A 19,669-nucleotide genomic window follows, 5' to 3' on the forward strand; every position below is an offset into this window, starting at 1 on the left:
GGAACCGAGGTGAATACGATGATCGAGCTGGTCCGCGAACGAACCCCCGCCTACGCGCTCTCCTGGTCGTTCTCCGCCGTCGACGGCGAAGGCGGCGAGCCGTCGTTCAAACTCGAGTACGAGGTCACCGCGTCCGAGGAGCTCTACCTCGGGGATCGATTGTGGATCCTCGACAGCGCCGGGAAGCGCGTCCCCGATCCGTTCGGGGTCTATCGATTCGTCGCCGGCGACAGCCTCCGCCTGGTGTTCGCGCGCCCGCCCGTGCCGCCGAACGTGATGCCGCGGGTCGTGTTCCAGCCGCTGTTCTCGCGCCTGGACCCCGGCGAGACCCGGCGCAACGAGGTCTTGCTCAAGGCGCCGATCGACGAGTATTCGGCGCTCGGTCGCGACATCAACTCCGAGACGGTGCTCGAGGAGGTCTCGAAGGTGATCCTCGTCCTGAGCTATCGGCTGCGCTCGACGATGGACAAGGACCCGGTGCCGCCGCCGCTCGAGAGCCCCGACACGGCCGGATACATCGTGTACGACCCCGAGCTGATCGTCTCGACGCTCGAACCGACGCAGGTGCCGGTCAAGCGGCGCACCGGCTATTTCGCCCGCTTCCCGCTGCCCGGCGAGCCGGGGCCCGGGCCCGCGCCGATGCCGACGTGACGGCGTCGCCGGTCACTTCGCGGGGCCCCACACCGCGGGGTCCTTCGTAGTGTCCGGATGCACGACGCAGACGCGCTCCTTGCAGACCGACGCCGCGTTCTTGCACGGGTTGCGGGCGCACGACGGTCCGCTCAGCCGCTCCGGCGTGACCGGCGTGCCGGGCTCGCACGGACCGCAAGGCAGCACCGGGCAGTCCGCGTCCGCCGTGCAAGGGAGCCCCTCGCCGGCGGGCAGAGCGGGCGCCCTGGCGGGCACGGCGGGCGAGGCGGGCGCCCTGGCGGGCGCTGCGGGCGTCGTCGCGGGCGCTGCGGGCTCCTTGGCGGGCGAAGCGGGCGCCTCCTGCGATGCAGGCGGGCGCTCGGCGCATGCGAGCGCGCCGTATGCGAGGAGTGAGACGAGGACGACGAGTCGAGGCCGCATGTCCTGGGAGTGTGCCCAGCCCTGTCGCCCCGGTCGAGATGGACCTGCCCCGGAGCGCGCCGGCGCTCGGGCGCGCGCCATGATCACGGGGTGGTGCGAAACCAGGTCGCCCAGCGGTGGGTGGTGCCGGGGAGCTCGACGGCGAGGCGACACTCGCCGGTGGTGACGACGCGGGCGACGGGGATGAAGCTGGTCGGCTCGTCGTCGCTGGCCGCGGGCGCCGTGCACACGGCCGGGGTCGGCGAGGTGGACGCGAACCATGCGGTCGGCGGGTTTTCGCACAGCTTGCCGAGCTCGGTGGTGGCCGCGTCGACGTGGAGCTCGACGGTGTTGCGCTGGTCGGGGAAGAACAGGGCGTAGCTCGTGCCGGGCTCGATCGGCTCGGAGAGCGTGCCCTTGCCGGCGGCGCGTCGCAGGTGGAGCGCGGCGTCCACCGAGGTGAGCGCCTCCGGGCCGACGACGGTGAAGGACGCGAGGCCGCGGACCGGCAAGGTGGTGGCGACGTCGATCGCCACGAGGCCGGGCTCGGCCGTCAGCGACCAGGGGTCGGGGCCGGCCGTGAGGGCGCCGGGCGAGCGCAGGGTGATGCCGACGGGGGTCGGCGCGTTGATCGGCTCGAACACGGTGTCGTCGTCGGCGAGCGCCCTCGCGGTCGGGGCCCACAGGGGCGCGTCGGCGGGCAGGACGACGCGGTCGCGGCAGTCGCCGAGCTGCTGGTGGAACTGCTCGACCATGAAGCCGGCGACGCGGTCGACCTGCAGGACGATCCGGTGCGCGAGCGGGACGACGGTGGTGACGCCGGGCAGGGCGCAGTCCTGGCCGCGCAGCTCGCCGTGGAGGAGCGCCGAGACGGTGCCCGCCTCGCGCAGCTCGATCGCCAGCGCGCCGGCGCGGAGCTCGAGCCGGGCCGCGCTGCCCTCGACCTCGGCGAGCGAATGCCAGACCAGCTCGCCTTGCTGCGCCTGACACTCCGGCGCGAGCACGATGCCGACCCCGGGCAGCAGCGTGACGAGGTCCGGGTAGTCGGGGTGCAGGCCGTAGGCGAGCTCGGTGCGGGCGCTGGCCTGTTCGCCGTCGAGGTCGGCGTAGGTGAGGAGCTCGTGCGAGGCGGCGAGGACGGCCGGGAAGGTGAGGGTGTGGACCGGGTCGAGCCCGGGCGCGAGCGACGTGGTGGACCCGGGCCGCGAGTCCGTGGGGTCGGTGGGGCCCGTGGGGTCGGTGGTGGGCTCCGGGCCGGCTCCGGGGTCACAGGCGGCGAGGACGAGGCCGATCACGAGCGAGGTGGCGGTGCGCATGGGAGCTCCTCCACGAGAGATAGCGCCGCCCGGCCTGGGTGGGAATGCACAGGGATGCACGCGACCTGTGCAATCATGCACAGGACATGAATTGGGACGACCTGCGCTTCGTGGCCGCGCTCGCACGCGCCGGCTCGCTGACCAAGACGGCCGCGGCGCTCGGGGTCGACCACACCACGGTCGGGCGCCGGATCGAGGCGGCCGAGCGCGGGCTCGGGCTGCGGCTGTTCACGCGGACGGGCGCGGGCTACGTGCTGACGCGGGAGGGCGAGCAGCTGATCGCGCCGCTGCGGCAGGTCGAGGACGCGGTGCTGTCGCTCGAGCGCGGCGTGCATGCCCAGCGCGGGGTGCTCGCGGGCACGGTGCGGGTGACCTCACCCGAGACGCTGGGCATCGCTTACCTCGCGGCGCGGCTGGCCCGCTTCGGCCGCCAGTACCCGGCGCTGTGCGTGGAGCTGGTGCCGGCCGGGGCAGTGCTCGACCTCGGCCGCAGTGAGGCGGAGCTGGCGGTCCGGCTGTTTCGCACGCGCCATGAATCGGTGGTGGCGCGCCGCATCGGCGAGGTCGGATACGGGCTGTACGCGTCGGCGGCGTACCTGGCCCGGCGCCCGCTCAAGGGGCCGGGCGAGCTGCACGCGCACCCGCTGCTGTTGCCGGCGAGCGGGGTCGAGCTGAGCTGGTTGCAGCAGCTGGCGCCGGGGCTGCGGCCGGCGTTCGTCAGCGACGTGTCGCTGGCGCTGGCGCAGGCCGCGAGCGCGGACGCAGGGGTGGCGGCGCTGCCGAGGTACCTCGGCGACCCGACGCCGGGGCTCACGCACGTGCCCATGCCGCGCGAGCCGAGCGAGACGCTGTGGCTGACGGTGCACCGCGACCTGCGGCAGACCCCGCGCGTGCGCGTGCTGTTCGACTTCCTCGTCGGCGCGACGCGGGACGATCGGGCGCTGCTGCTCGGCGCGTGAGGTGCTGGTGGAAGACACGCAACCGGGCCGACGTGGTCGCGGGCGGTGCACGTGGCCGCGGCGGGGTGAGGGAGCACGCGGCGCTCACGTCGAAGTCGTCGCCGCGCAATCCATGCAAGAGCGCTCGCGCCGGTTCACGCGACGCGAGCGCATCGGAAGTCGTCGCCGCGCAATCCATGCAAGAGCGCTCGCGCCGGTTCACGCGACGCGAGCGCATCGGCCGTGCGTGCGACCCTCGCCACGTCCTCACTCGCGGCGGAGGCAGGTTCGACGCCGCCGTCGTGGCTCAGCGCTTGGGGCCCTCGGGACGAGCCTCGAGCTTGCGCTGCGCAGGCGCGGCGGCCCGCTCCTCCGCCCACTGTTTCTCCAGGGTGTGCTGGATCAGCTCGTTGGTGAGCCGGAGGCGCTGGCCGGCGCCCGCGGCTTCCTCCTTGAAGCGCTTCTGCTCGTCGGGGGTCGCGTTGGGATCGTTCGCGGCCTCCTCGCTCGCTTTTTTGTCCTCCTTCGCGGCCTCCGCGGCGCGCTCGAGCGCCTCGAGCTTCTTGGTGTAGCCCTCCTGAGCGTACTCGGCGGCGGTCGCCCTCGCCGACACCCACTCTTCACGCGCCTTCAGGCATCGCCGCATGCGTTCGTCGTCGGCGAGCGAGGGATCCAGCGCAGATGCGCTCGCCGATGAGGCGTTGCTGGCATTCTTGCTGCGCATGAGCATGATGGTCGTCGGGATCGCCAGGGCGCCGCCGCCGGCGATGAAGATCGCGTTGCGGTTCTCGGCCGCCCAGTTCGCCCTGGGGTGGTCATCGGGGCCCATCGCCGCGCCGGCGATCGCCAGGCCGGAAGCGACGAGGCCCATGAAAATACCGAGGCCGAGAAAGGCCTGGCCTCTCTTGTCGGCGCTCTCAGCGAGTCGCAGACAGTATTGCTTGCTCGATTCCACGTCGTTGAGCTTCGCCGCCGGTCCCTGGAAGGGGATGACGACCGCGCCCGAGTGCATGGAGCAGCCGAGTCCTGGCGCGGCCAGGAGCAAGGTCGTGGCCATGATGGATCGTTGAAACATGGATCTCCTCATTGAGTTCGGACCTATAGAGATGACAACGATCCATCGTACCACGTCGAGCAGGCCTGTCGTCGGTCTATATTTATTTACAGAACACCGTGGGGCGATACTCTCCTCTGAAGACCGCTGCGCGCGGGCGAGCCTTCGCAGGAAACCCCGCCACTGCACCGTCGACGCGAGCCGGGACGACCGAAAAAAAACCTGAACGGGTCGGGTCCGAGGCGACACTACCGTGAGCGACATGACGATTCCGCAGGCGATCGAGGCGAGTGGGCTCGCCGTTTTCACGTTACCCCTGATCTTGGTGGCAGCATGCGCGTACCCGCTCGCCGAGGCGGACGATCAGAAGTATGTGCGGCCCGCTCGCGCGACCATGGCGGAGGTCCTCGCCGATCCTCTGCTCGAGAAGGTCATGGCGGCGATTCCTGCGAGTGCAGTCGACCACGCCGAGGATCCGCCCGGGCTGGCGGACGACGCGGGCGAGGCGGTGCTGCAGCGGCTCCGGTCGACGAGCCCGGAATTCGCGGTCACGTGCCGCAGGTCCGCCAATCGCAAGACCTGGGCCTGGGAGGGGAAAGAGTCGACCGAGGGGGAGCCGCGTTCGGTCCCCCTGCGATGCGCGTGGTTCGAGGACCAGAGCATCCCGGAGTGGAGCGGGACGCTGGCGCACGAGCTCGCGCACCACGCCGGCTATTCGCACGAAGGCAACCGCAGGAGCGGCAACGAATGCACCGTGCCCCACCTCGTCGCGGACGCGCTGATCTACGTGGCGACGCTGCGGAGCACGGGGCGCGCGACGCTCACGGAGGATGCGTGCCCGGCGCTCAAAACGGGGAGCGCCGCGGTGCGGTGAATCGACGGCCTGTCCCGATGGCCAGCCGGCGATAGTCGGGTGATTGTCGTCGCCAAGGACGCTCGCCTCCTCGCCTCGGGTGATTCACCGGCGTCCCCATGTCAGCACTCCGTCCGGACGTCCGCCCGCTACAGTCGAGCTCGCTCGCCGCGGCGACGCCCCCGCGCGTCCGCGTGAACTCGCGGCGGGTGTGCGAGGAGCCGCGGGTTGCGACCGTCCGGGTGAATCAGGCCTGTGCAGGGCCCGCCCGTGCTTGCTTGCGAGCATGCTGCTCCGCCCCGTCCTCGCGCTCACGGCCGCGTTCGCCGGCTCGTGCGACCGTTCCGCCGAACCTGCGTACGACGGGCCGACCTATCACCGCGACGTCGCGCCGATCCTCGCCAGCAATTGCGGGGAGTGCCACCGGTCGGGGGGGATCGCGCCGTTTCCCTTCACGACCTACGAAGAGGTCGCGCCGCTGGCCGCGACGATCGCCGCGGTCACGGGCGCCCGCACCATGCCGCCCTTCAACCTCGACAACGGCGGCACCTGCAACACCTACGTCGGCGCCCGCTGGCTCGACGAGGACGACATCGCCACCCTGGCCGCGTGGGCGCAGGCCGGCGCGCCCGCGGGCGAACCGTCCGGCGAGGCGCCGCAGGCCCCGGCGGCGTGGCAGCTGGACCGCGTCGACCTGACTCTGGCGATGCCGGAGCCCTATACGCCGGACGACTCTGCGGACGACATCTATCGCTGCTTCATCATCGACCCGGGCCTGACGGAGGAGGCGTTCCTCGTCGGCTTCGAGGTCCGCCTCGGCCGGCCCGAGATGGTCCACCACCTGACGCTCTACGCCCTCGACTCCGAGCAGGACGAGGCGGACGCCGCCATGCTCGACGCGGCCGAGGCCGGTCCGGGGTACACCTGCTTCGGCGATCCGCTGGTGCCGTCGCGCTGGCTGGTGGGCGCGGGCCCGAGCGACCGCGGGCGAATGCTGCCGGCGGGCACGGGGCTGTACATGGGCGCCGGGCGCAAGACTGTGCTGCAGATGCACTACAACCGGTCGCAGGGCACGTTCCCCGACCAGACCGCGATCGACCTGCAGCTGGCGGCGAGCGTCCCGCACGAGGCGTTCATCGAGCGCGTGGAGGACCCGTTCCTCGAGCTGCCGCCGGGCCAGTCCGCGGTGGTCGAGATCGACACCAGGGAGCTGCGCGAGGACTTCACTCTGTGGGGCGTGTGGCCGCACATGCACGGCCTCGGCGCGCAGCTGCGGGTGACCGCGGAGCGCCCCGCCGGCGAGCAGTGCCTGGCGCAGGTCGACGATTATCAATTCCACTGGCAGGAGTTCTCGTTCTACGAGCGCCCCGTCCGCGTCCACGCCGGCGACACCCTGCGGATCGCCTGCACCTACGACACCACGAGCCGCGACACGACCACGACCTGGGGCTACGGCACCGCGGACGAGATGTGCATCGGCTTCTTCTACGTCACCGAGGGGTTCGTCCCCGGGAGCGAGTAGAGCGGCGCGCGGCCGGGCCCGACGGCCTGGCCCGAAGGCCATGTCGTCGGGCGCCGCGGCTGCCGGGGCCGCGCTCGCGCGGAGGGAGCAATCGCGGCACTCCGGCGAGACCGCGGCGCTCCAGCGGCCGCGAGCCGATCTGCATCGGCGCGCAGGGGCCCAGCGGCCTCGGCGATGGGGCCGTGCGCGAGCAATCGGCGATCGCGGCCCCTGACGATGCGGACGGCCATGTCCGCTTGGCCGGGGCCAATGCGAGGCCCGCAGGTTGCGATCTCGCGGGCGCGCGAGCGGAGTGAAAGCGCCCAATCGCGGGAGCCGAAAAGCCAGTCTGGCCTGTGATTTCTGCAGTGCGTATTCTCTGGCGTCGCCCGATTCGTGGGCGCGTCAAGATGATGCAACGCGACCTGGATCACGACAGACGTGTGCACGCATGCGACCCAGGGGGCCGAGGGAGGCACAGGCCGACGCGGCGAATGCGGGCGAACGTCCGGACACGGGGCGCCGCGCGGCGGTGATGCGAGAGCGCGAGTCGTGGACGTGACTGGGGGGAAGCGAAGGCGGTACGGGCAATCCCGAGGTCGACTTCGATGCGAGTGAGCGCGATGGAGACGACAGGTGTACATTGTCGGCACCGCGAAAAGAATGTTCGCTGACAAGTCGTGGCTTGACGACCCCGATGGTTCGTGCACAATGAAAGCCCAGCTCGCTTTGTAAGCCGCGGGGCAATCGTGCGAGGGTTCGTGGCACGGGCGGGAGATCGGCGAGGCGTGCGGCGACGAGGGCTGGTGGTGAGGTCGAATCGTAGCGACACGGCATGTCGCCGGACAAATGAACCACGACGTACGGGCCCTGCGGAGCGGGGCCCTGGTCGTTCTCCTGCTTGGAGCAGTGTCATGCTGAAGCATCGTGTTGTGACGGTTCTGTGGTTGTCGATGGTCCCCATGGTGGCGTGTGACGCGGGCGCGGTGACCGAGCCGGTGAGCGCGCGGTCGGGCGAGGCCGAGTCCGAGGCAGTACCCGAGGAGCCCGGCGGTCTGGCCGAGCTGGAGTCGCTCAACTGGTACGGCACGCGGAAGCAGCTCGTCACCCAGGTCCGCGCGCTGATCGCGGAGAACGGCATCACCCCGCTCGAGCTGCCGCCGCCGAATTCGGACGAGCTGGTCGAGCTCGGCGAGGCGCTCTTCTACGACAAGATCCTGAGCGGCAACATGGACACTTCGTGCTCCACGTGCCATCACCCGCGGCTCGCCACGACCGACCACCTGACGATGAATCGGGGCATCCGTGGCGTCGGGATCGGGCCGAGCCGCCTCGGCGCGGTGGTGGGCGGGCGGACGACGCAGCCGCTGTGGAACCTGCACAAGCTGACGACCGGCCTCACCGTCGACCACAAGGTTCCGCTCGACGCCAGCGGTCACGTCATTCCGCTCGGCGGGCCGTTCATCCCCTTCGATTGGCAGGACGACGCGTTCGACCCCGACATGCTGGTGGCGGCCGGGCAGGCGATGATGCCCGAGGTGACCGACCAGGAGATGCTCGGCTTCCCCAACGAGAACGACTTCACCACCGACTGCGCGCTCGACAACCCGCCGTTCAACTTCGTCGTCTGCGCCTGGGGCATGATGATGGACCGGCTCGGCGCGATCCCGGAGTACGTCGACATGTTCGAGGCGGCCTACCCAGGCGTCGCCTTCGAAGACATGCACTTCGCCTACGCCGGCAACGCCATCGCCGCCTACGAGTTCCGCACCTTCTTCTCCAACGACACCCCGTGGGACCGCTTCGTCGGCCGCTACGACCCCGACACGGGGGGCCTGATCGCGGGCGACGACGACGCGCTCAGCTACAACCAGCTGGTCGGCGCGCGCCACTTCCTCGACGACGACCGCGGCAATTGTACCGCCTGCCACGCGGGCAACGCGTTCACCGACGAGGACTTTCACAAGACGCTGGCGCCGCAGTTCGGGCCCGGCGACACGGTCCCCGGCGGCGACGGGCCGGGCGGGCTCGACGACTTCGGCCGCATGCGGATCTCCGGCGACCCGGACGACAAGTACGCGTGGCGCACCCCGCCGCTGCGCAACGTGATGTTCACCGGGCCCTGGGGTCGGCAGAGCCATTACAACGACATCAAGGACTTCATCCGTCACTACCGCGACCCCGAGGACGCGCTGCTCGACTACGACATCACCGACAGCGTCGACGAGGTGGCGATGCACTCGCAGTTCCTCGAGAACCGCGCGGCATCATCGCCGAGGGCGTCGACCCGATCCTCGCCACCGTCGACGTCTACGGCTCGTGGACCGTCGACTACCTGGTGTCCTTCCTCGGGTCGCTCAGCGACGACGCCGGGCCGGACTTCTCGCACCTGATCCCGCTGACCGTGCCGAGCGGCCTGCCCGTCGATCCGTGAGCGCCGGTTCGCCGCGCCCGCCGCTCGCGCGGGCGCGGTGCTGGGCGAAGATAGCCCGAAGGGACATGTCTCCAGGGACATTGTCCCGGGGACAGGCGATCACGCCCGGCGGCGGGCCTGGGCGGCGACGGCCAGGCGCAGGAACTCGCTGATCAGCGGGGACCGGCGGGTCGCGTCGTGGGCGAGGCAGACCTCGGCCGGCGGGGCGTCGACGACGGGCACGCGGACCAGGTCGGGGCGCTGATAAAAGCCCGCGGTGGTGGCGGGCAGGAGGACGACGCCCTGGCCGGCGGCGACCAGCTCGAGCTTCTCCTCGACGTTGCGGACCGGGTGAGTGTCGTGGTGGATCATGGTCTCGCCGGCCAGCTCGGCCATGGTCACGACCTCGCGCGCGGCCAGGCGGTGGCCCTCCGCCACGACGACCACGCGGTCCTCGCTCGCCAGCAGGAGCACGGACAGGCCGGCGTCGGGGAACGGCCGCCGCAGGTAGCCGACGTCGATCTGGCCGTCGAGCAGCAAGGCGGCCTGCTCGTCCCAGCCGATCCGCCGCACCTCGATGTGGACGTCCGGATGCGCGGCCGCCAGCGCCCGCACTGCCGGGGTGACGACGAGCCCCGGCATGAAGCCGACGACCAGCGCCCGCCGCCCTCGCGCGACCCGCCGGACCCGCCGCTGCGCCGCCTGGGCCGCGGCCAGCAGCGCGCCGGCGTCGTCGAGGAGCTGGCGACCGGCGGGGGTGAGCGCGACCGATCGGGTGGTGCGGACCAGCAGCGCCGCCCCGAGCTCCTCCTCGAGCGCGCGGATCTGCCGGCTCAGCGCGGGCTGGGCGACGCGCAGCCGCTCCGCCGCGCGGCCGAAGTGCATCAGCTCGGCGACGGCGACGAAGTAGCGGAGCTTTCGCAGATCGAGGTCCACGGGCGGGTCCGGGATTGATGCCTTCGCGGCATCAATCCGACGGTAACCGATCTTGGACGGCGCCGGCAACGGTCGCCACAGTGAGCGCATGACAGTCTTCGTGACGGGTGCTTCCGGATACATCGGCCAGTCGGTCCTGCGGGCGCTGGCCGCACGCGGTGAGACGGTGGTGGCGCTGGCGCGCAGCGACCGGGCCGAGCAGATCGTGGGTGAGCTGGGCGCGCGGCCGGTCCGCGGCGAGCTGACCGACGCTGCGCTGCTGCGGGCGCAGGCGGCCGCGGCGGACGGGGTGATCCACCTCGGCGCGGTCGACGGGGCGACCGACCGCGCCGCCGCCGAGGCGATGCTGGCCGGGGCCAGCGGCCGGCCCTACGTGCATACGGGCGGCGTGTGGGTGTACGGCGACACTGCCGGCCTGGTCGACGAGGAGGCGCCGCTCGCCCCGCCGGCGCTGGTGGCCTGGCGAGTCGACGTCGAGCGGTACGTGCTGAGGCAGCCGGGCCACCCGGTGCTGATCCGGCCGGGGGTGGTGTACGGGCGCTCGGCGTGGTTGCTCGAGCAGGCGTTCGGCGCCGACGCCCGCGCGACCGGCTCGGTGCGGGTCATCGGCGAGGGCGCCAACCACATGACTCTGGTGCACGTCGACGACCTCGCCGAGCTGTACGTGCTGGCGCTGCTGCGCGCCCCCGCCGGCGCGGTCTACAACGCCGTGACCCAGAACCTGCCGCTGCGCGCCGTCGCCGAGGCGCTGAGCCGCTCGCTCGGGCTCGGCGGGAAGACCCGCCCGGTCGCCGCCGAGGCGCTCGGGCCGCTCGGGGAGGCGTTCGCGCTCGAGCAACAGGTGAGCTCGGAGCGGGCGATCCGCGAGCTCGGCTGGCAGCCGGCGCACGTCGACGCGCTGCGCGAGCTGGCGGCGGGCTGATGATCCGTCGCGGTGGACGAGCTCGGTGATCCCGAGGTGGCTGTCCCGAGAGACATGTCGGCGTGCTCGCCGTCCGCAGCGGAGGCTCGCGCTTGACACGCCCGGGCCCGCCTCGGCAAAGTCGCCGCGATGGACAGCCCGCTCGATCACTCCGTCGAAGACCTCGAGATCTCGGTCCGCGCCTGGAACGTCCTCAACCAGTTCGGGATCGCCTACGTCGGCGAGCTGGTGCAGTGGACCGAGCACGACCTGCTGCAGCACCCGTCCTCGAGCAAGAAGATCGTGGGCGAGCTGCGCGAGTTTCTGGGGCAGATGGGCCTCTCGCTCGGGACGCCGCAGCCGGAGTGGAAGCGGCCCGACGGAGCAGCGGTCGCGCTGCCGACCGGGGAATCGCGGCGGGCTTGAGGCCTGTCTCTTCGGGCAGGTGATTTTCTGGCCCCGCGGCGCCGCGCAGTGGCGACCTTCAGGCGCCCGCGAGCGCTCCTGCGGTCGAAGATTTTACCGTGGATTGACGCCGCAGGCCGGGCGGCGAGGGGACGCGCCGGGCTGGCCAGGTACGATCGCCGTCGTGTCGCTCCTCGCTCGCGTCGCCGTCCTCGTCCTCGCTCTCGCTGCAGCGGCCTGTGTCGCGGCGAATACCACCTCCGAATCAGCGGAGTCTTCGGCCCCGCGGCCCAGCGTGGCGCCCGAGGTCGGGGCTCGGGCCGCGCAGCAGGGCGCCGTCGAGCCGCGCGCAGTGATCGCTACGGTGACCGAGGCGAACGGCCCGGTGGTCTCGCTCGGGGTGTACGATCGGACAGGTACGAAGCTCGCCGAGCTCCTGCCGGCGGGGCGCGACGGCGCGTGGACGGCCTTCACCAGCGAGCGCTCGCTGGAGCTGGGATCGCCCGCATCGGCGCGCGATCGCTGGGGCTATCACGTGCTGCTCCCGGTCGAGGCGATCGACGGGGCGCCGCCGCCCGCGACTGCGTCGACGTTCCTGCTCGCGTCGCGTCACGGCGAGCGCCCGCAGCAGGTCCTCGGGCTCGAGCCGACGGGACAGCGACGCTTCGCGTGGACGATCGACCCGCGGTGGATCGAGCTGAGCCCGTCACCCCGAGGACTGCACGTGTTCGCCGGCGACGGCCGGTCGCAGGGGGCCGTGTTCGAGGCGGCCACGGGGCGGCTGCTGTGGGAGGGTGCGCTGGTGGGCGGCGCGTTCGCGGCGGACGACGGCGCGTTCATTCACGTCGACGCCGACGAGCGCCACGACGTGGTGATCCAGCCGCTCCCGGGCGGGACGCCGCAGGTGATCGCGCAGCCGCCCGCGCTGGTCACCGTCGCCGAACCCGGGTCCGTGCACGGGCCCGGCGCGAGCTTCCTCGTGCCGGCATTGTCGACACCTCACGGACAGGTCTTCCGCGTCCAGGGCGACGTGACCTTCGGGACGTTCTTGTTCGCGCTCCAGGCCGGGCGTTTCGAGCCGCTCTCCGGGTCGGTGCAGCGATTCGCTGACGAGCGGCCCGTGGCGCTCGAGGACGACGGCGCGGTCGTGGTGTTCGCGCGTCGCTTCACCGACGGGCCGCGCAAGCCCGCGACGCCGAGGCTGCTCGCGTACGACCTGCGGACCGGCGCGCGCGAGGCCCGTCCGCTGCCGCGCGAGGACGACCGGGCGGCCCTGCTGCGCCGCGTCGAGCCGTTCTTCGCCCGCATCGGCGGCGCCCACGGCTGGCTCCCCCACGCGCGTCGGCTCGAAGTCGGCGGTCGCCGGCTGCTCGTCGGCTCGCTCCAGTGGGGCTTGAACCCGCTGCCGCAGAGCCATCCGGATCCCGGTTACGTGGTGCTGCGCGAGGACGGCACGCCGCTGGCGCTGCTGCCCGCCGGTGAGGCGCAGATCGATCGCACCGGCACGATGCTGCTGCACGAGGCCTGGTCCGACCACGCCAGGCCGCGGCAGGTCTCGCTCGTCGATCTTCGCGACGGGACGCGCGCGACGATCGATCGAGCGGTCGGCGCTGCGTTCGTCCATGACGTGCCGCGGTAGGCGGCGGACGCAGGTCCTCGGCGCCGATTGCGGCCACGAATGAGCCGTGTCCGGCGACCCCCGTCCATGCGACGGCCGGGGGCCCCGATTGCATCTTCCAGCGGGCGCTCTTCGATGTATGGCGCGGCTCCGATGCGAGCCGCGCCGGCATCCTCGGCGGATATGCCCGGCTGTCCGCCGATCCGCCGTGTCCGGATCACGGGCCGGATTTGGCGGAGCGGGGCTTGAGAAGCCACATCAGGCATGCCGCGCCCAATGCGAAAGCCAGGGCTGCGACGGCGCTTCGCTGGAGCGTTCCTGAGACCGAGTCACGGAGCGCCATGAGCAGTCCGAACCCGCAGATGCCGACGATGGCGACGAGCAAGCGTCCGATGTTGGAGGATGCGTTCGACATACTCAACCGTAGGTGCTCGTGCACCAATCCGAGCAGACAGATGCCCCTGCACCCGAAGCGCCGCATGCGGCGACGGTCGCCCACACGCACGGCAAGGCGAAGCCCCCGATGGTGACGACGGTACCCGCTGCACACGCGGTGCCGACCCATGCGCAACCCGCAGCCGCTGCTCCCCAGCAGGCCGCGCGGCACAGCTCTCCCTCCCACGACCGCGCCTCGGAGACGGGAATTCCCAGCTCGGCCAGGGCCTCCAGCCCGGCGTCGTCCAGCTCGCTGAGATCGAACGTGATCGACTCTCCGGCGCGGGTGGCGACCGCCTGCTGTGTCTCTTCATCGAAGTAAACGATCCATTCGTCGTGTTCTTCGTTCACTTCGGCGGAGGAGTCGCTCACGCGACTCGTGTCGCCAGACGGCGGGGATACAGCCAACAAGAGAGCAACACCATACTTCAACATCTCGGGGGCTCCTTTCGGCAGCAACAGTAGCCCGAGATGATTCATTGTCTAGCGGGCGTGCGGGCGCGCGGGCGCTACCGAGCTGAGGTGATGTGGATTGGCACGACGTGATTGCAGCGGAGATGGGTGCGGCCTGCGAGGGGGCCGACCGTTCGAAGGCCTCGCGCCTTGAAGGCGAGGGGCACGGTGGTACGCTCCACGCGAGACGCCGGGGGGCGAGCCACCGCTCGGGCGGCCGGCGTGAGGGAAGGGGCGCATGGGCGGCACGATCGTATCTCCGCGGATGTTGTGCACATTGTCGGCAGTCTCCGCCGTCGCGTGTCCTGTCAACACCTCCGACCTCTCCGGCGGGCCCGTCTCGACGAGCGGCACCGACGAATCGATGGGTCAGACCGAGCTGTCCGACGGGCCCGCCGACGACACCACCTCGCCGCCCGCCAGCGATGAATCGCAATTGGTGTACGGCGACGCCCCGGCCGCCGGCTGGAGAGTGAAGATCGACGGTGCCGATGTCGACCTGTTCAGCCGGGAGGAGGTCCACGCCGGAACAGCGGCGATTGCGGTGACGTTCACGGGCGAGTGGGGGAGCGTGCGCTTCGATGCGACGCCGCCCCTGGCGGCGGAGGCCTACACCGCGGTGGAATTCTGGATCCATGGCGGCAGCGCCGGCGGCCAGGAGATCGAGTTCGCGGTCGTCGCCAGGATCGGCGTCGCGGAGCTCTGGGGAGCCAGCACCGAGCGGCGCATCACCGCCCAGCCGAACGTCTGGCGCAGGGAGAGGGTCGAGCTCTCGTCGCTGGGTAGCCCCGTGAACGTGGGCATCCTGGCGTGGTTGAGCACGAGCGGGGGTGAACAGCCGATCTTCTACCTCGACGATGTGACGCTGATCGGCCGCCCTCCGGAGGACGCGAGCGCGACCGCTGGCCACGCGCTCCCGCTGGGGCCGTGACGGCCTCCGGCCCGATGGTAGGAGTCCCCGCGACGGCGGTGAGGCGGCGCGGCGGCCGGGCTCCGACCGCGGATCCGCGCGCCGCGTGGGACCGGTCGCAAGCCGGCCGCGCGTCGCGCTTGACGCGGGTGAAAGGTCCTTTATCACCTTCGAGGCGGGGCTCGACCCGCCTCTCGCAGTGATTCGAAGGAGCAAACATGACCGATCGACTCGACCCGGGTCAGTTCATCAAGCGCAATACGCCCGACGACAGGATCACGTCGGCCAACGGCAGGTATTCGCTCATCATGCAGAATGACGGAAACCTGGTCATTTATAACCAAGGCTCGGCGATCTGGGCGACCAACACGGCCGGGACCGACGGTGAGACGGCGGTCATGCAGACAGACGGTAATTTCGTCCTCTATCGCGTGAACGGAACGCCCCTGTGGGCGTCGAACACCGCCGGCCGGCCCGTCTCCTACGTCATCATGCAGGATGACGGGAACCTCGTGGTCTATCAGACCCTGGCGACGTGGGCCAGCAATACGGCCGGCCAATAGCCCGTCGACGCCATCACGGGCGCGGCGCGCGTGCGCCCCGGCCGGCGCTGGACGGCTGCACGTGGAGGGCCGTGCGCGTGACGAACTCCTGCAGGCGAGTCGCGCGATAGGCGTCGTCCGCTCGCACGAGCGCCAGCGCGGGGGAGGCCGTGGCGCCGAATCGCGTCTTCTCCTGGCGGGCCCCCATGCCCAGGTGAAGCCGCTCGCAGCCGAGCCGACCGGCGCGGCGGACGAGCTGCCACAGTAATTGTCGATAGGGGTTGATCTTGCCGGCGGGGAACTCGTCGTAGTCGACGCCGCAATAGAGGCCGCGGTATTCGCAGCCGGCGGGGCGCGCGGCGGCCCACGCGACGACCGGGCCCCCGCCTCGCCGCCTCAGCAGCAAGAACTCCCACGAGCCGCTCTCGAGCTGGGCGCGCAGCAGCTCCGGCGGGAGGGGGAAGATGTTGATCCGCAGGTTCTTCGCCGCCATCCTGCGGTAGAGCGCGTACAGGCGGCGGAGCTCGTCGTCCGCCGCGGCGCTGCGGCTGTCCCAGACCTCGACGTCGAACAGGGGTGATTGCTGGTGGACGGCGCGGACGTGCCGCCGCTGGCCGTTGCTCGCCAGCGCGTCGATGAACGCGTCCTCGCCGCGCCAGTCGAGCTGCACGAGGTAGCGCTCGATCAGCGGCACGGGGACGAACCCCTGGCCGGTCAGGACGCGCACGAGCTCGGGATCGTCGGCGAGATCGCGGAGGACCAGGGTGCTGCAATTCTGGGCCTTCATCTCGGCGACGCCGGCCTCGGCGAGGGCGATCAGCGCGGCGCTGCGGCCGGCGCCGGGGGCGAGGAACATGTGCTCGCCCTCGGACGCCATGTCGCCCATGACGACGGCGCGGGAGGTGAACAGGTAGGGATCGGCGAGCCGCTCGCGCTCGAGCGCGGCGCTGACGGCGGCGCTCATGAACGTGTCGTCTTTCATCAGGAGGGTGGTGAAGGGGGCGGCGGCGACGAGCTCGTCCCCGCGGCGGACGAGCACGTAGCGGAACGACCAGCGGTGCTCGCGGAGAGCGTGGCCGCCGTGAAACACGCGCTCCACGGCACGCATGGAGCGGGCGTCGATGTACGAGAGATCGCCGAGGTGCGCGTCCCAGACCCGGGCATCGAGCTGTTCGATGCTCGCGTGGGTCTCGACGGTGAGCGCGTCGGCCGGCTGCGGATGGCGCTCGGGGAGCTGCCGCACGGCGGAGGCGAGCGGGCGCGCGGCGCGGAGGAACGGCGGGAGCACGCCCTCGAACTGCTCCTCGACCTCGTCGCGCGTGACGCCGACGGCGGCGAGCACCGCCGGCAGGTGCTCGGCGATCGCCCGGAACAGGGCGTCGACCTGCGCCTCGCTGTGGATGGCGTTGATGGCGATCCGGATCCCGCCGCGGCTGGCCGGCACGGCGGGGAAGCCGGACACGTTGACGTGAAAGCCGTGCTCCCGCAGCCGTTCGGCCATCAGGTACACCGCCTCGACGCGGCCCAGGGCGATGAAGAAGATCGGGGCCTCGTTCTCGATGACGAGCGGGATCCCGAGCGCCCGGCACAGCGCGTTGGCTCGATCGATCCGGGCGCGCAGCGCCGCCTGAAGCACCGCCAGCTCGGGGCTCAGGTGGATCCGCGCCGAGGCGATGCTCGCGCCGAGATCGCCCGGGCGCAGCGGCCCCGAGAACGAGAAGGGCCCGCCGACGAGGCGAGCGGTCTCGAGCAAGCGGCGGTCCTGAACGACGATGACGCCGCCGCCCGTGGCGAACGCCTTGGCCAGCGAGGTCACCAGGACGACGCGCTCGCCGAGCGGAAAGCGCGACAGGAAATGACCGCACCCGCGGTCACCGGCCCAGCTCATCCCGTGGGCGTCGTCGACGAACAGCCGCACGTTCGGCGCGACCGCCAGCAGGTCGTGCAGGAAGCCGAGCGGCAGAGAATCACCGTACATCGAGTAGACGCCGTCGCAGGCGAACCACACGTGGTGGTGCGTGCGCGCGAGCCGGGCCACGATGTCGAGCGCCCGGTCGAGTTCGCCGTGCTTCACGACCACCTTGTCGGCGCCGCTGCGCGCGCATTGCAGGGTGATCGCGTCGTCGACCGAACGGTGGACCTGGTGGTCGCAGACGATCGCGTCGTTCTCCGCCAGCAGCGCCGGCATCACGACGTGGTGGGCGATGCTGGTGCTCGGCAACAGCAGCACCCGCGGCACGCCGAAGATCCGCGGCAGCAGGTCCTCCTCGAGCTCCGGATAGAGCGGACAGGACAGGTAGCCGCGGCTGAAAGACGTCTGCGTGCCGTAGCGGCGGTAGGCCTCGACCCCGCCGTCGATGAGCCGCGGATCGAACTCCAGGCCCAGGTACGAGCAGCTCCCGAACGACAGCAGTCGCTTGCCGGAGACGCGGATATGTCGGTCGTCGAACCGCTCGTCCTCCGCCGACAGGAAATAGTGCCCGCGGTCTCGACCGTGGCTGTGCACCTGGAATATCGCCTCACGAAAACTCGACGCGTCCATCGGATGTCTGGTGATAGCAGGTCCGTGCGCACGCGACAGGCCGCTCGCTGCTATCCGCCGAGAGCGCCGCTCGGCGCTCGCGGGGGGCCATTGCGCGATCTGCACTCGGGGGAGCGATCGGCGAGCTCGCACCAGGCCGCGCGAGGCTTCAGCGAGCACCAGACCTTTGCGACAGGTCGCGCTCCGGGTCGGCGCCGCGACGTCGCGTGGACCGCGGCCCCTTTTGATCGATCTTCAGGCTCGACGGACACGGAAACCCTCCCCTCTTCCTCATGCCGGTGGTACTCCTCCCGGCCATGGCTCTCGATCTCGCACCATCCTTCCAGGCGTTGCTGGACGCGTTCCGGTCGGCAGGAGGCCCGCTACACACGACGGGGCCGCTGGCCGCGGTGATCGACTGCGACGGTGGCGCGCCCGGCATCGATGCGTGGGCCGACGACGTCCGGAGCGCGGGCGGCGGTCACCTCGTCGAGGGGGCCTCTCTGCTCGCAGGGATCCCGTGGCACGTGCGCGCTGCGCTGGATCTCGAGTGGCAGGACGAGACGGGACGGCTCGACGGCACGACGCTCGACATCGACGTCTCCCATCCGTGGCGCGCCTTCCTCCGGCGCGCCCGGCTCGCGCCTCCGGGCGCGCTGGCGAACGACCCATTCGCGTTCGTCCTCTCGATCCACCCCGTCACTGGGAGCACGGCCCGATGCATCGCCCGCTGGCCGCCCGCGGCGACGAGGCCGGAGCTCGTCTACCACTCGGGAGGCGGCGAGCTCGTCCCGCTGCGCCTCTCGGTCCGCGAGTACTTCGAGCAGGTCCTCGTCGCGCGCGGCTGGGGCGGATGGGAGCTCGCGTTCGCCGCCGAGCCGCTCCGAGATCCGGTGCAGGTCGATGCGCAGGTGCTCGCTCCGCTCCGCAGACGGCTCGGCGAGCGATTTCCGGAGCTCGACCTGGCCGCGCTCAAGGCTCGATAGCCCGGCGAGTTCATGGCCATTCTCCATATTGGCGAAACGACCAAGCGCAAGACGTGAACCAGAGCTCGGCGACGATGCGCTGGAGCCCGCCGTCTCTGCTCGAGCCGCGCGACGCGAGGTGGCCCGCATGGTGTTCGAGCGACTGATGACGATCGGCGGGGTGCCGATCGTGCGACCCGACGATTCAGACGCATCGTCGTGCCTGCGGCGACAATGATCATCGTGCGTCGACAGACCGAGCGGGCCGCCGAGCAGCACCTGCGGCGCGCCCGGTCGGCCGGCCCGACCTTGACGGTGAGCGACGACGACGAGCGCGTTCAGAGCGGGACGAGCCAGGCGTCGACGTTGTGCACAGTCAGCGCGAGCTCGGCCCCGGGCGCGCCGGCGAGGTCGTCCGGGACGTCGATGTGCACCGCGACGAGCGTGCCGGCCGGGCCCAGGACCTCGAGCGGCAGGGCGGTCGCCTGCGGCGTGTCGTCGCCGCCGGTCTCGCTGTCGCCAGTGGTCGTGGTGTCGTCACTGGCAGTGGTGTCGCCACCGCCGGCAGTGTCCCCCGCGCACCCGAACGCGACCAGCAGGAGCGCGAGCGCCACGTGAGTCAGTCGTGCCACGGCCGCAGTGTATCAGCGGCCGTGCTGTCCTCAATACGGACATCACCTCAGGTAGCGACGGTGGCGACATCGTATCTCCTCGTCGGAAACGCTCCCCTGTGATTTGGGGTATGCAGAGGACATGGCCTGTTCGCGTGCTTCGCAGCAGGAATGGATGGTCCGCAGATGCGACGCTGCAGCGGTTTCACAGGGCCCGGGCGCGAGAGCGACCACCGGTGGGCGGCGG

General features: G+C 71.3%; 19 protein-coding genes. 11 read left to right on the forward strand and 8 right to left on the reverse strand.

Annotation, left to right across the window (positions count from 1 at the left end; translation table 11 throughout):
- Positions 1-9 precede the first annotated feature (9 nt).
- Positions 10-651, forward strand: coding sequence for a hypothetical protein (locus tag O0S08_RS10440; RefSeq protein WP_269038927.1), 642 nt, complete (start codon positions 10-12; stop codon positions 649-651).
- Between the two features lie 12 nt (positions 652-663).
- Here the strand turns inward: O0S08_RS10440 and O0S08_RS10445 are convergent, their stop codons facing one another.
- Positions 664-906 (reverse strand): hypothetical protein, encoded by a 243-nt coding sequence (locus tag O0S08_RS10445; protein ID WP_269038928.1) that lies wholly within the window; start codon positions 904-906, stop codon positions 664-666.
- Positions 907-1,154: 248 nt separating this feature from the next.
- Positions 1,155-2,366 (reverse strand): hypothetical protein, encoded by a 1,212-nt coding sequence (locus O0S08_RS10450; RefSeq protein ID WP_269038930.1) that lies wholly within the window; start codon positions 2,364-2,366, stop codon positions 1,155-1,157.
- An 86-nt stretch (positions 2,367-2,452) separates the two neighbouring features.
- Here O0S08_RS10450 and O0S08_RS10455 point away from each other — a divergent pair, with 86 nt between their 5' ends.
- Positions 2,453-3,325, forward strand: coding sequence for a LysR family transcriptional regulator (locus O0S08_RS10455; protein ID WP_269038932.1), 873 nt, complete (start codon positions 2,453-2,455; stop codon positions 3,323-3,325).
- A gap of 286 nt (positions 3,326-3,611) precedes the next feature.
- Here the strand turns inward: O0S08_RS10455 and O0S08_RS10460 are convergent, their stop codons facing one another.
- A complete protein-coding gene (locus O0S08_RS10460; RefSeq protein ID WP_269038933.1) occupies positions 3,612-4,361 on the reverse strand; it encodes a hypothetical protein in 750 nt (249 codons plus the stop codon).
- A gap of 259 nt (positions 4,362-4,620) precedes the next feature.
- On the opposite strand from O0S08_RS10460, the gene O0S08_RS10465 reads away from it, so the two are divergent.
- From O0S08_RS10465 to O0S08_RS10475, 3 genes are all read left to right on the forward strand, one after another.
- Positions 4,621-5,232 carry a hypothetical protein gene (locus O0S08_RS10465; RefSeq protein WP_269038934.1) on the forward strand — a complete coding sequence of 204 codons (612 nt, stop codon included), beginning with the start codon at positions 4,621-4,623 and terminating at the stop codon, positions 5,230-5,232.
- A gap of 265 nt (positions 5,233-5,497) precedes the next feature.
- The gene (locus O0S08_RS10470; protein ID WP_269038935.1) at positions 5,498-6,733 is read left to right on the forward strand and encodes a monooxygenase; all 1,236 of its coding nucleotides are present in this window, start codon (positions 5,498-5,500) and stop codon (positions 6,731-6,733) included.
- 893 nt (positions 6,734-7,626) lie between these two features.
- Positions 7,627-9,105, forward strand: coding sequence for a cytochrome-c peroxidase (locus tag O0S08_RS10475; RefSeq protein ID WP_269038936.1), 1,479 nt, complete (start codon positions 7,627-7,629; stop codon positions 9,103-9,105).
- A gap of 140 nt (positions 9,106-9,245) precedes the next feature.
- Here O0S08_RS10475 and O0S08_RS10480 read toward each other — a convergent pair whose 3' ends face one another.
- Positions 9,246-10,061: a LysR family transcriptional regulator gene (locus tag O0S08_RS10480; protein ID WP_269038938.1), complete on the reverse strand. Its 816-nt coding sequence runs from the start codon at positions 10,059-10,061 to the stop codon at positions 9,246-9,248.
- Between the two features lie 88 nt (positions 10,062-10,149).
- Here O0S08_RS10480 and O0S08_RS10485 point away from each other — a divergent pair, with 88 nt between their 5' ends.
- From O0S08_RS10485 to O0S08_RS10495, 3 genes are all read left to right on the forward strand, one after another.
- Positions 10,150-10,983, forward strand: coding sequence for an NAD-dependent epimerase/dehydratase family protein (locus tag O0S08_RS10485; RefSeq protein WP_269038940.1), 834 nt, complete (start codon positions 10,150-10,152; stop codon positions 10,981-10,983).
- Between the two features lie 129 nt (positions 10,984-11,112).
- A complete protein-coding gene (locus tag O0S08_RS10490) occupies positions 11,113-11,388 on the forward strand; it encodes a DNA-directed RNA polymerase subunit alpha C-terminal domain-containing protein (protein ID WP_269038941.1) in 276 nt (91 codons plus the stop codon).
- Positions 11,389-11,551: 163 nt separating this feature from the next.
- Positions 11,552-13,006, forward strand: a complete 1,455-nt coding sequence (locus O0S08_RS10495) for a hypothetical protein (protein WP_269038943.1) — start codon at positions 11,552-11,554, stop codon at positions 13,004-13,006.
- Positions 13,007-13,202: 196 nt separating this feature from the next.
- Here the strand turns inward: O0S08_RS10495 and O0S08_RS10500 are convergent, their stop codons facing one another.
- Together O0S08_RS10500 and O0S08_RS10505 are read right to left on the reverse strand one after the other, a co-directional pair.
- Positions 13,203-13,400, reverse strand: a complete 198-nt coding sequence (locus O0S08_RS10500; protein WP_269038944.1) for a hypothetical protein — start codon at positions 13,398-13,400, stop codon at positions 13,203-13,205.
- Positions 13,401-13,402: 2 nt separating this feature from the next.
- The gene (locus O0S08_RS10505) at positions 13,403-13,792 is read right to left on the reverse strand and encodes a hypothetical protein (protein ID WP_269038945.1); all 390 of its coding nucleotides are present in this window, start codon (positions 13,790-13,792) and stop codon (positions 13,403-13,405) included.
- A gap of 319 nt (positions 13,793-14,111) precedes the next feature.
- On the opposite strand from O0S08_RS10505, the gene O0S08_RS10510 reads away from it, so the two are divergent.
- Complete coding sequence (locus O0S08_RS10510) at positions 14,112-14,804, forward strand: hypothetical protein (RefSeq protein WP_269038946.1); 693 nt, start codon at positions 14,112-14,114, stop codon at positions 14,802-14,804.
- Between the two features lie 197 nt (positions 14,805-15,001).
- Entirely contained in the window at positions 15,002-15,346 is a 345-nt protein-coding gene (locus O0S08_RS10515; RefSeq protein ID WP_269038947.1) for a lectin, read from the forward strand.
- Between the two features lie 13 nt (positions 15,347-15,359).
- On the opposite strand, the gene O0S08_RS10520 is transcribed toward O0S08_RS10515, so the two are convergent.
- Complete coding sequence (locus O0S08_RS10520; RefSeq protein ID WP_269038948.1) at positions 15,360-17,867, reverse strand: bifunctional aminotransferase class I/II-fold pyridoxal phosphate-dependent enzyme/GNAT family N-acetyltransferase; 2,508 nt, start codon at positions 17,865-17,867, stop codon at positions 15,360-15,362.
- A 296-nt stretch (positions 17,868-18,163) separates the two neighbouring features.
- Between O0S08_RS10520 and O0S08_RS10525 the strand changes: the two genes are divergently transcribed.
- Positions 18,164-18,832 carry a hypothetical protein gene (locus O0S08_RS10525; protein ID WP_269038949.1) on the forward strand — a complete coding sequence of 223 codons (669 nt, stop codon included), beginning with the start codon at positions 18,164-18,166 and terminating at the stop codon, positions 18,830-18,832.
- Between the two features lie 317 nt (positions 18,833-19,149).
- Here the strand turns inward: O0S08_RS10525 and O0S08_RS10530 are convergent, their stop codons facing one another.
- Positions 19,150-19,443, reverse strand: a complete 294-nt coding sequence (locus O0S08_RS10530) for a hypothetical protein (RefSeq protein WP_269038950.1) — start codon at positions 19,441-19,443, stop codon at positions 19,150-19,152.
- Between the last annotated feature and the right edge of the window lie 226 nt (positions 19,444-19,669).

It is taken from the genome of Nannocystis punicea (assembly GCF_026965555.1).
Taxonomy (GTDB): domain Bacteria; phylum Myxococcota_A; class Polyangia; order Nannocystales; family Nannocystaceae; genus Nannocystis; species Nannocystis punicea.

What these genes read in the sequence shown, in the direction of transcription:
- O0S08_RS10450 (WP_269038930.1), bottom strand. Translation starts at nt 2,366, where the DNA reads ATGCGCACCGCCACCTCGCTCGTGATCGGCCTCGTCCTCGCCGCCTGT.
- O0S08_RS10455 (WP_269038932.1), top strand. Translation starts at nt 2,453, where the DNA reads ATGAATTGGGACGACCTGCGCTTCGTGGCCGCGCTCGCACGCGCCGGC.
- O0S08_RS10460 (WP_269038933.1), bottom strand. Translation starts at nt 4,361, where the DNA reads ATGGCCACGACCTTGCTCCTGGCCGCGCCAGGACTCGGCTGCTCCATG.
- O0S08_RS10465 (WP_269038934.1), top strand. Translation starts at nt 4,621, where the DNA reads ATGACGATTCCGCAGGCGATCGAGGCGAGTGGGCTCGCCGTTTTCACG.
- O0S08_RS10470 (WP_269038935.1), top strand. Translation starts at nt 5,498, where the DNA reads ATGCTGCTCCGCCCCGTCCTCGCGCTCACGGCCGCGTTCGCCGGCTCG.
- O0S08_RS10475 (WP_269038936.1), top strand. Translation starts at nt 7,627, where the DNA reads ATGCTGAAGCATCGTGTTGTGACGGTTCTGTGGTTGTCGATGGTCCCC.
- O0S08_RS10485 (WP_269038940.1), top strand. Translation starts at nt 10,150, where the DNA reads ATGACAGTCTTCGTGACGGGTGCTTCCGGATACATCGGCCAGTCGGTC.
- O0S08_RS10490 (WP_269038941.1), top strand. Translation starts at nt 11,113, where the DNA reads ATGGACAGCCCGCTCGATCACTCCGTCGAAGACCTCGAGATCTCGGTC.
- O0S08_RS10500 (WP_269038944.1), bottom strand. Translation starts at nt 13,400, where the DNA reads ATGTCGAACGCATCCTCCAACATCGGACGCTTGCTCGTCGCCATCGTC.
- O0S08_RS10510 (WP_269038946.1), top strand. Translation starts at nt 14,112, where the DNA reads ATGGGCGGCACGATCGTATCTCCGCGGATGTTGTGCACATTGTCGGCA.
- O0S08_RS10515 (WP_269038947.1), top strand. Translation starts at nt 15,002, where the DNA reads ATGACCGATCGACTCGACCCGGGTCAGTTCATCAAGCGCAATACGCCC.
- O0S08_RS10520 (WP_269038948.1), bottom strand. Translation starts at nt 17,867, where the DNA reads ATGGACGCGTCGAGTTTTCGTGAGGCGATATTCCAGGTGCACAGCCAC.
- O0S08_RS10525 (WP_269038949.1), top strand. Translation starts at nt 18,164, where the DNA reads ATGGCTCTCGATCTCGCACCATCCTTCCAGGCGTTGCTGGACGCGTTC.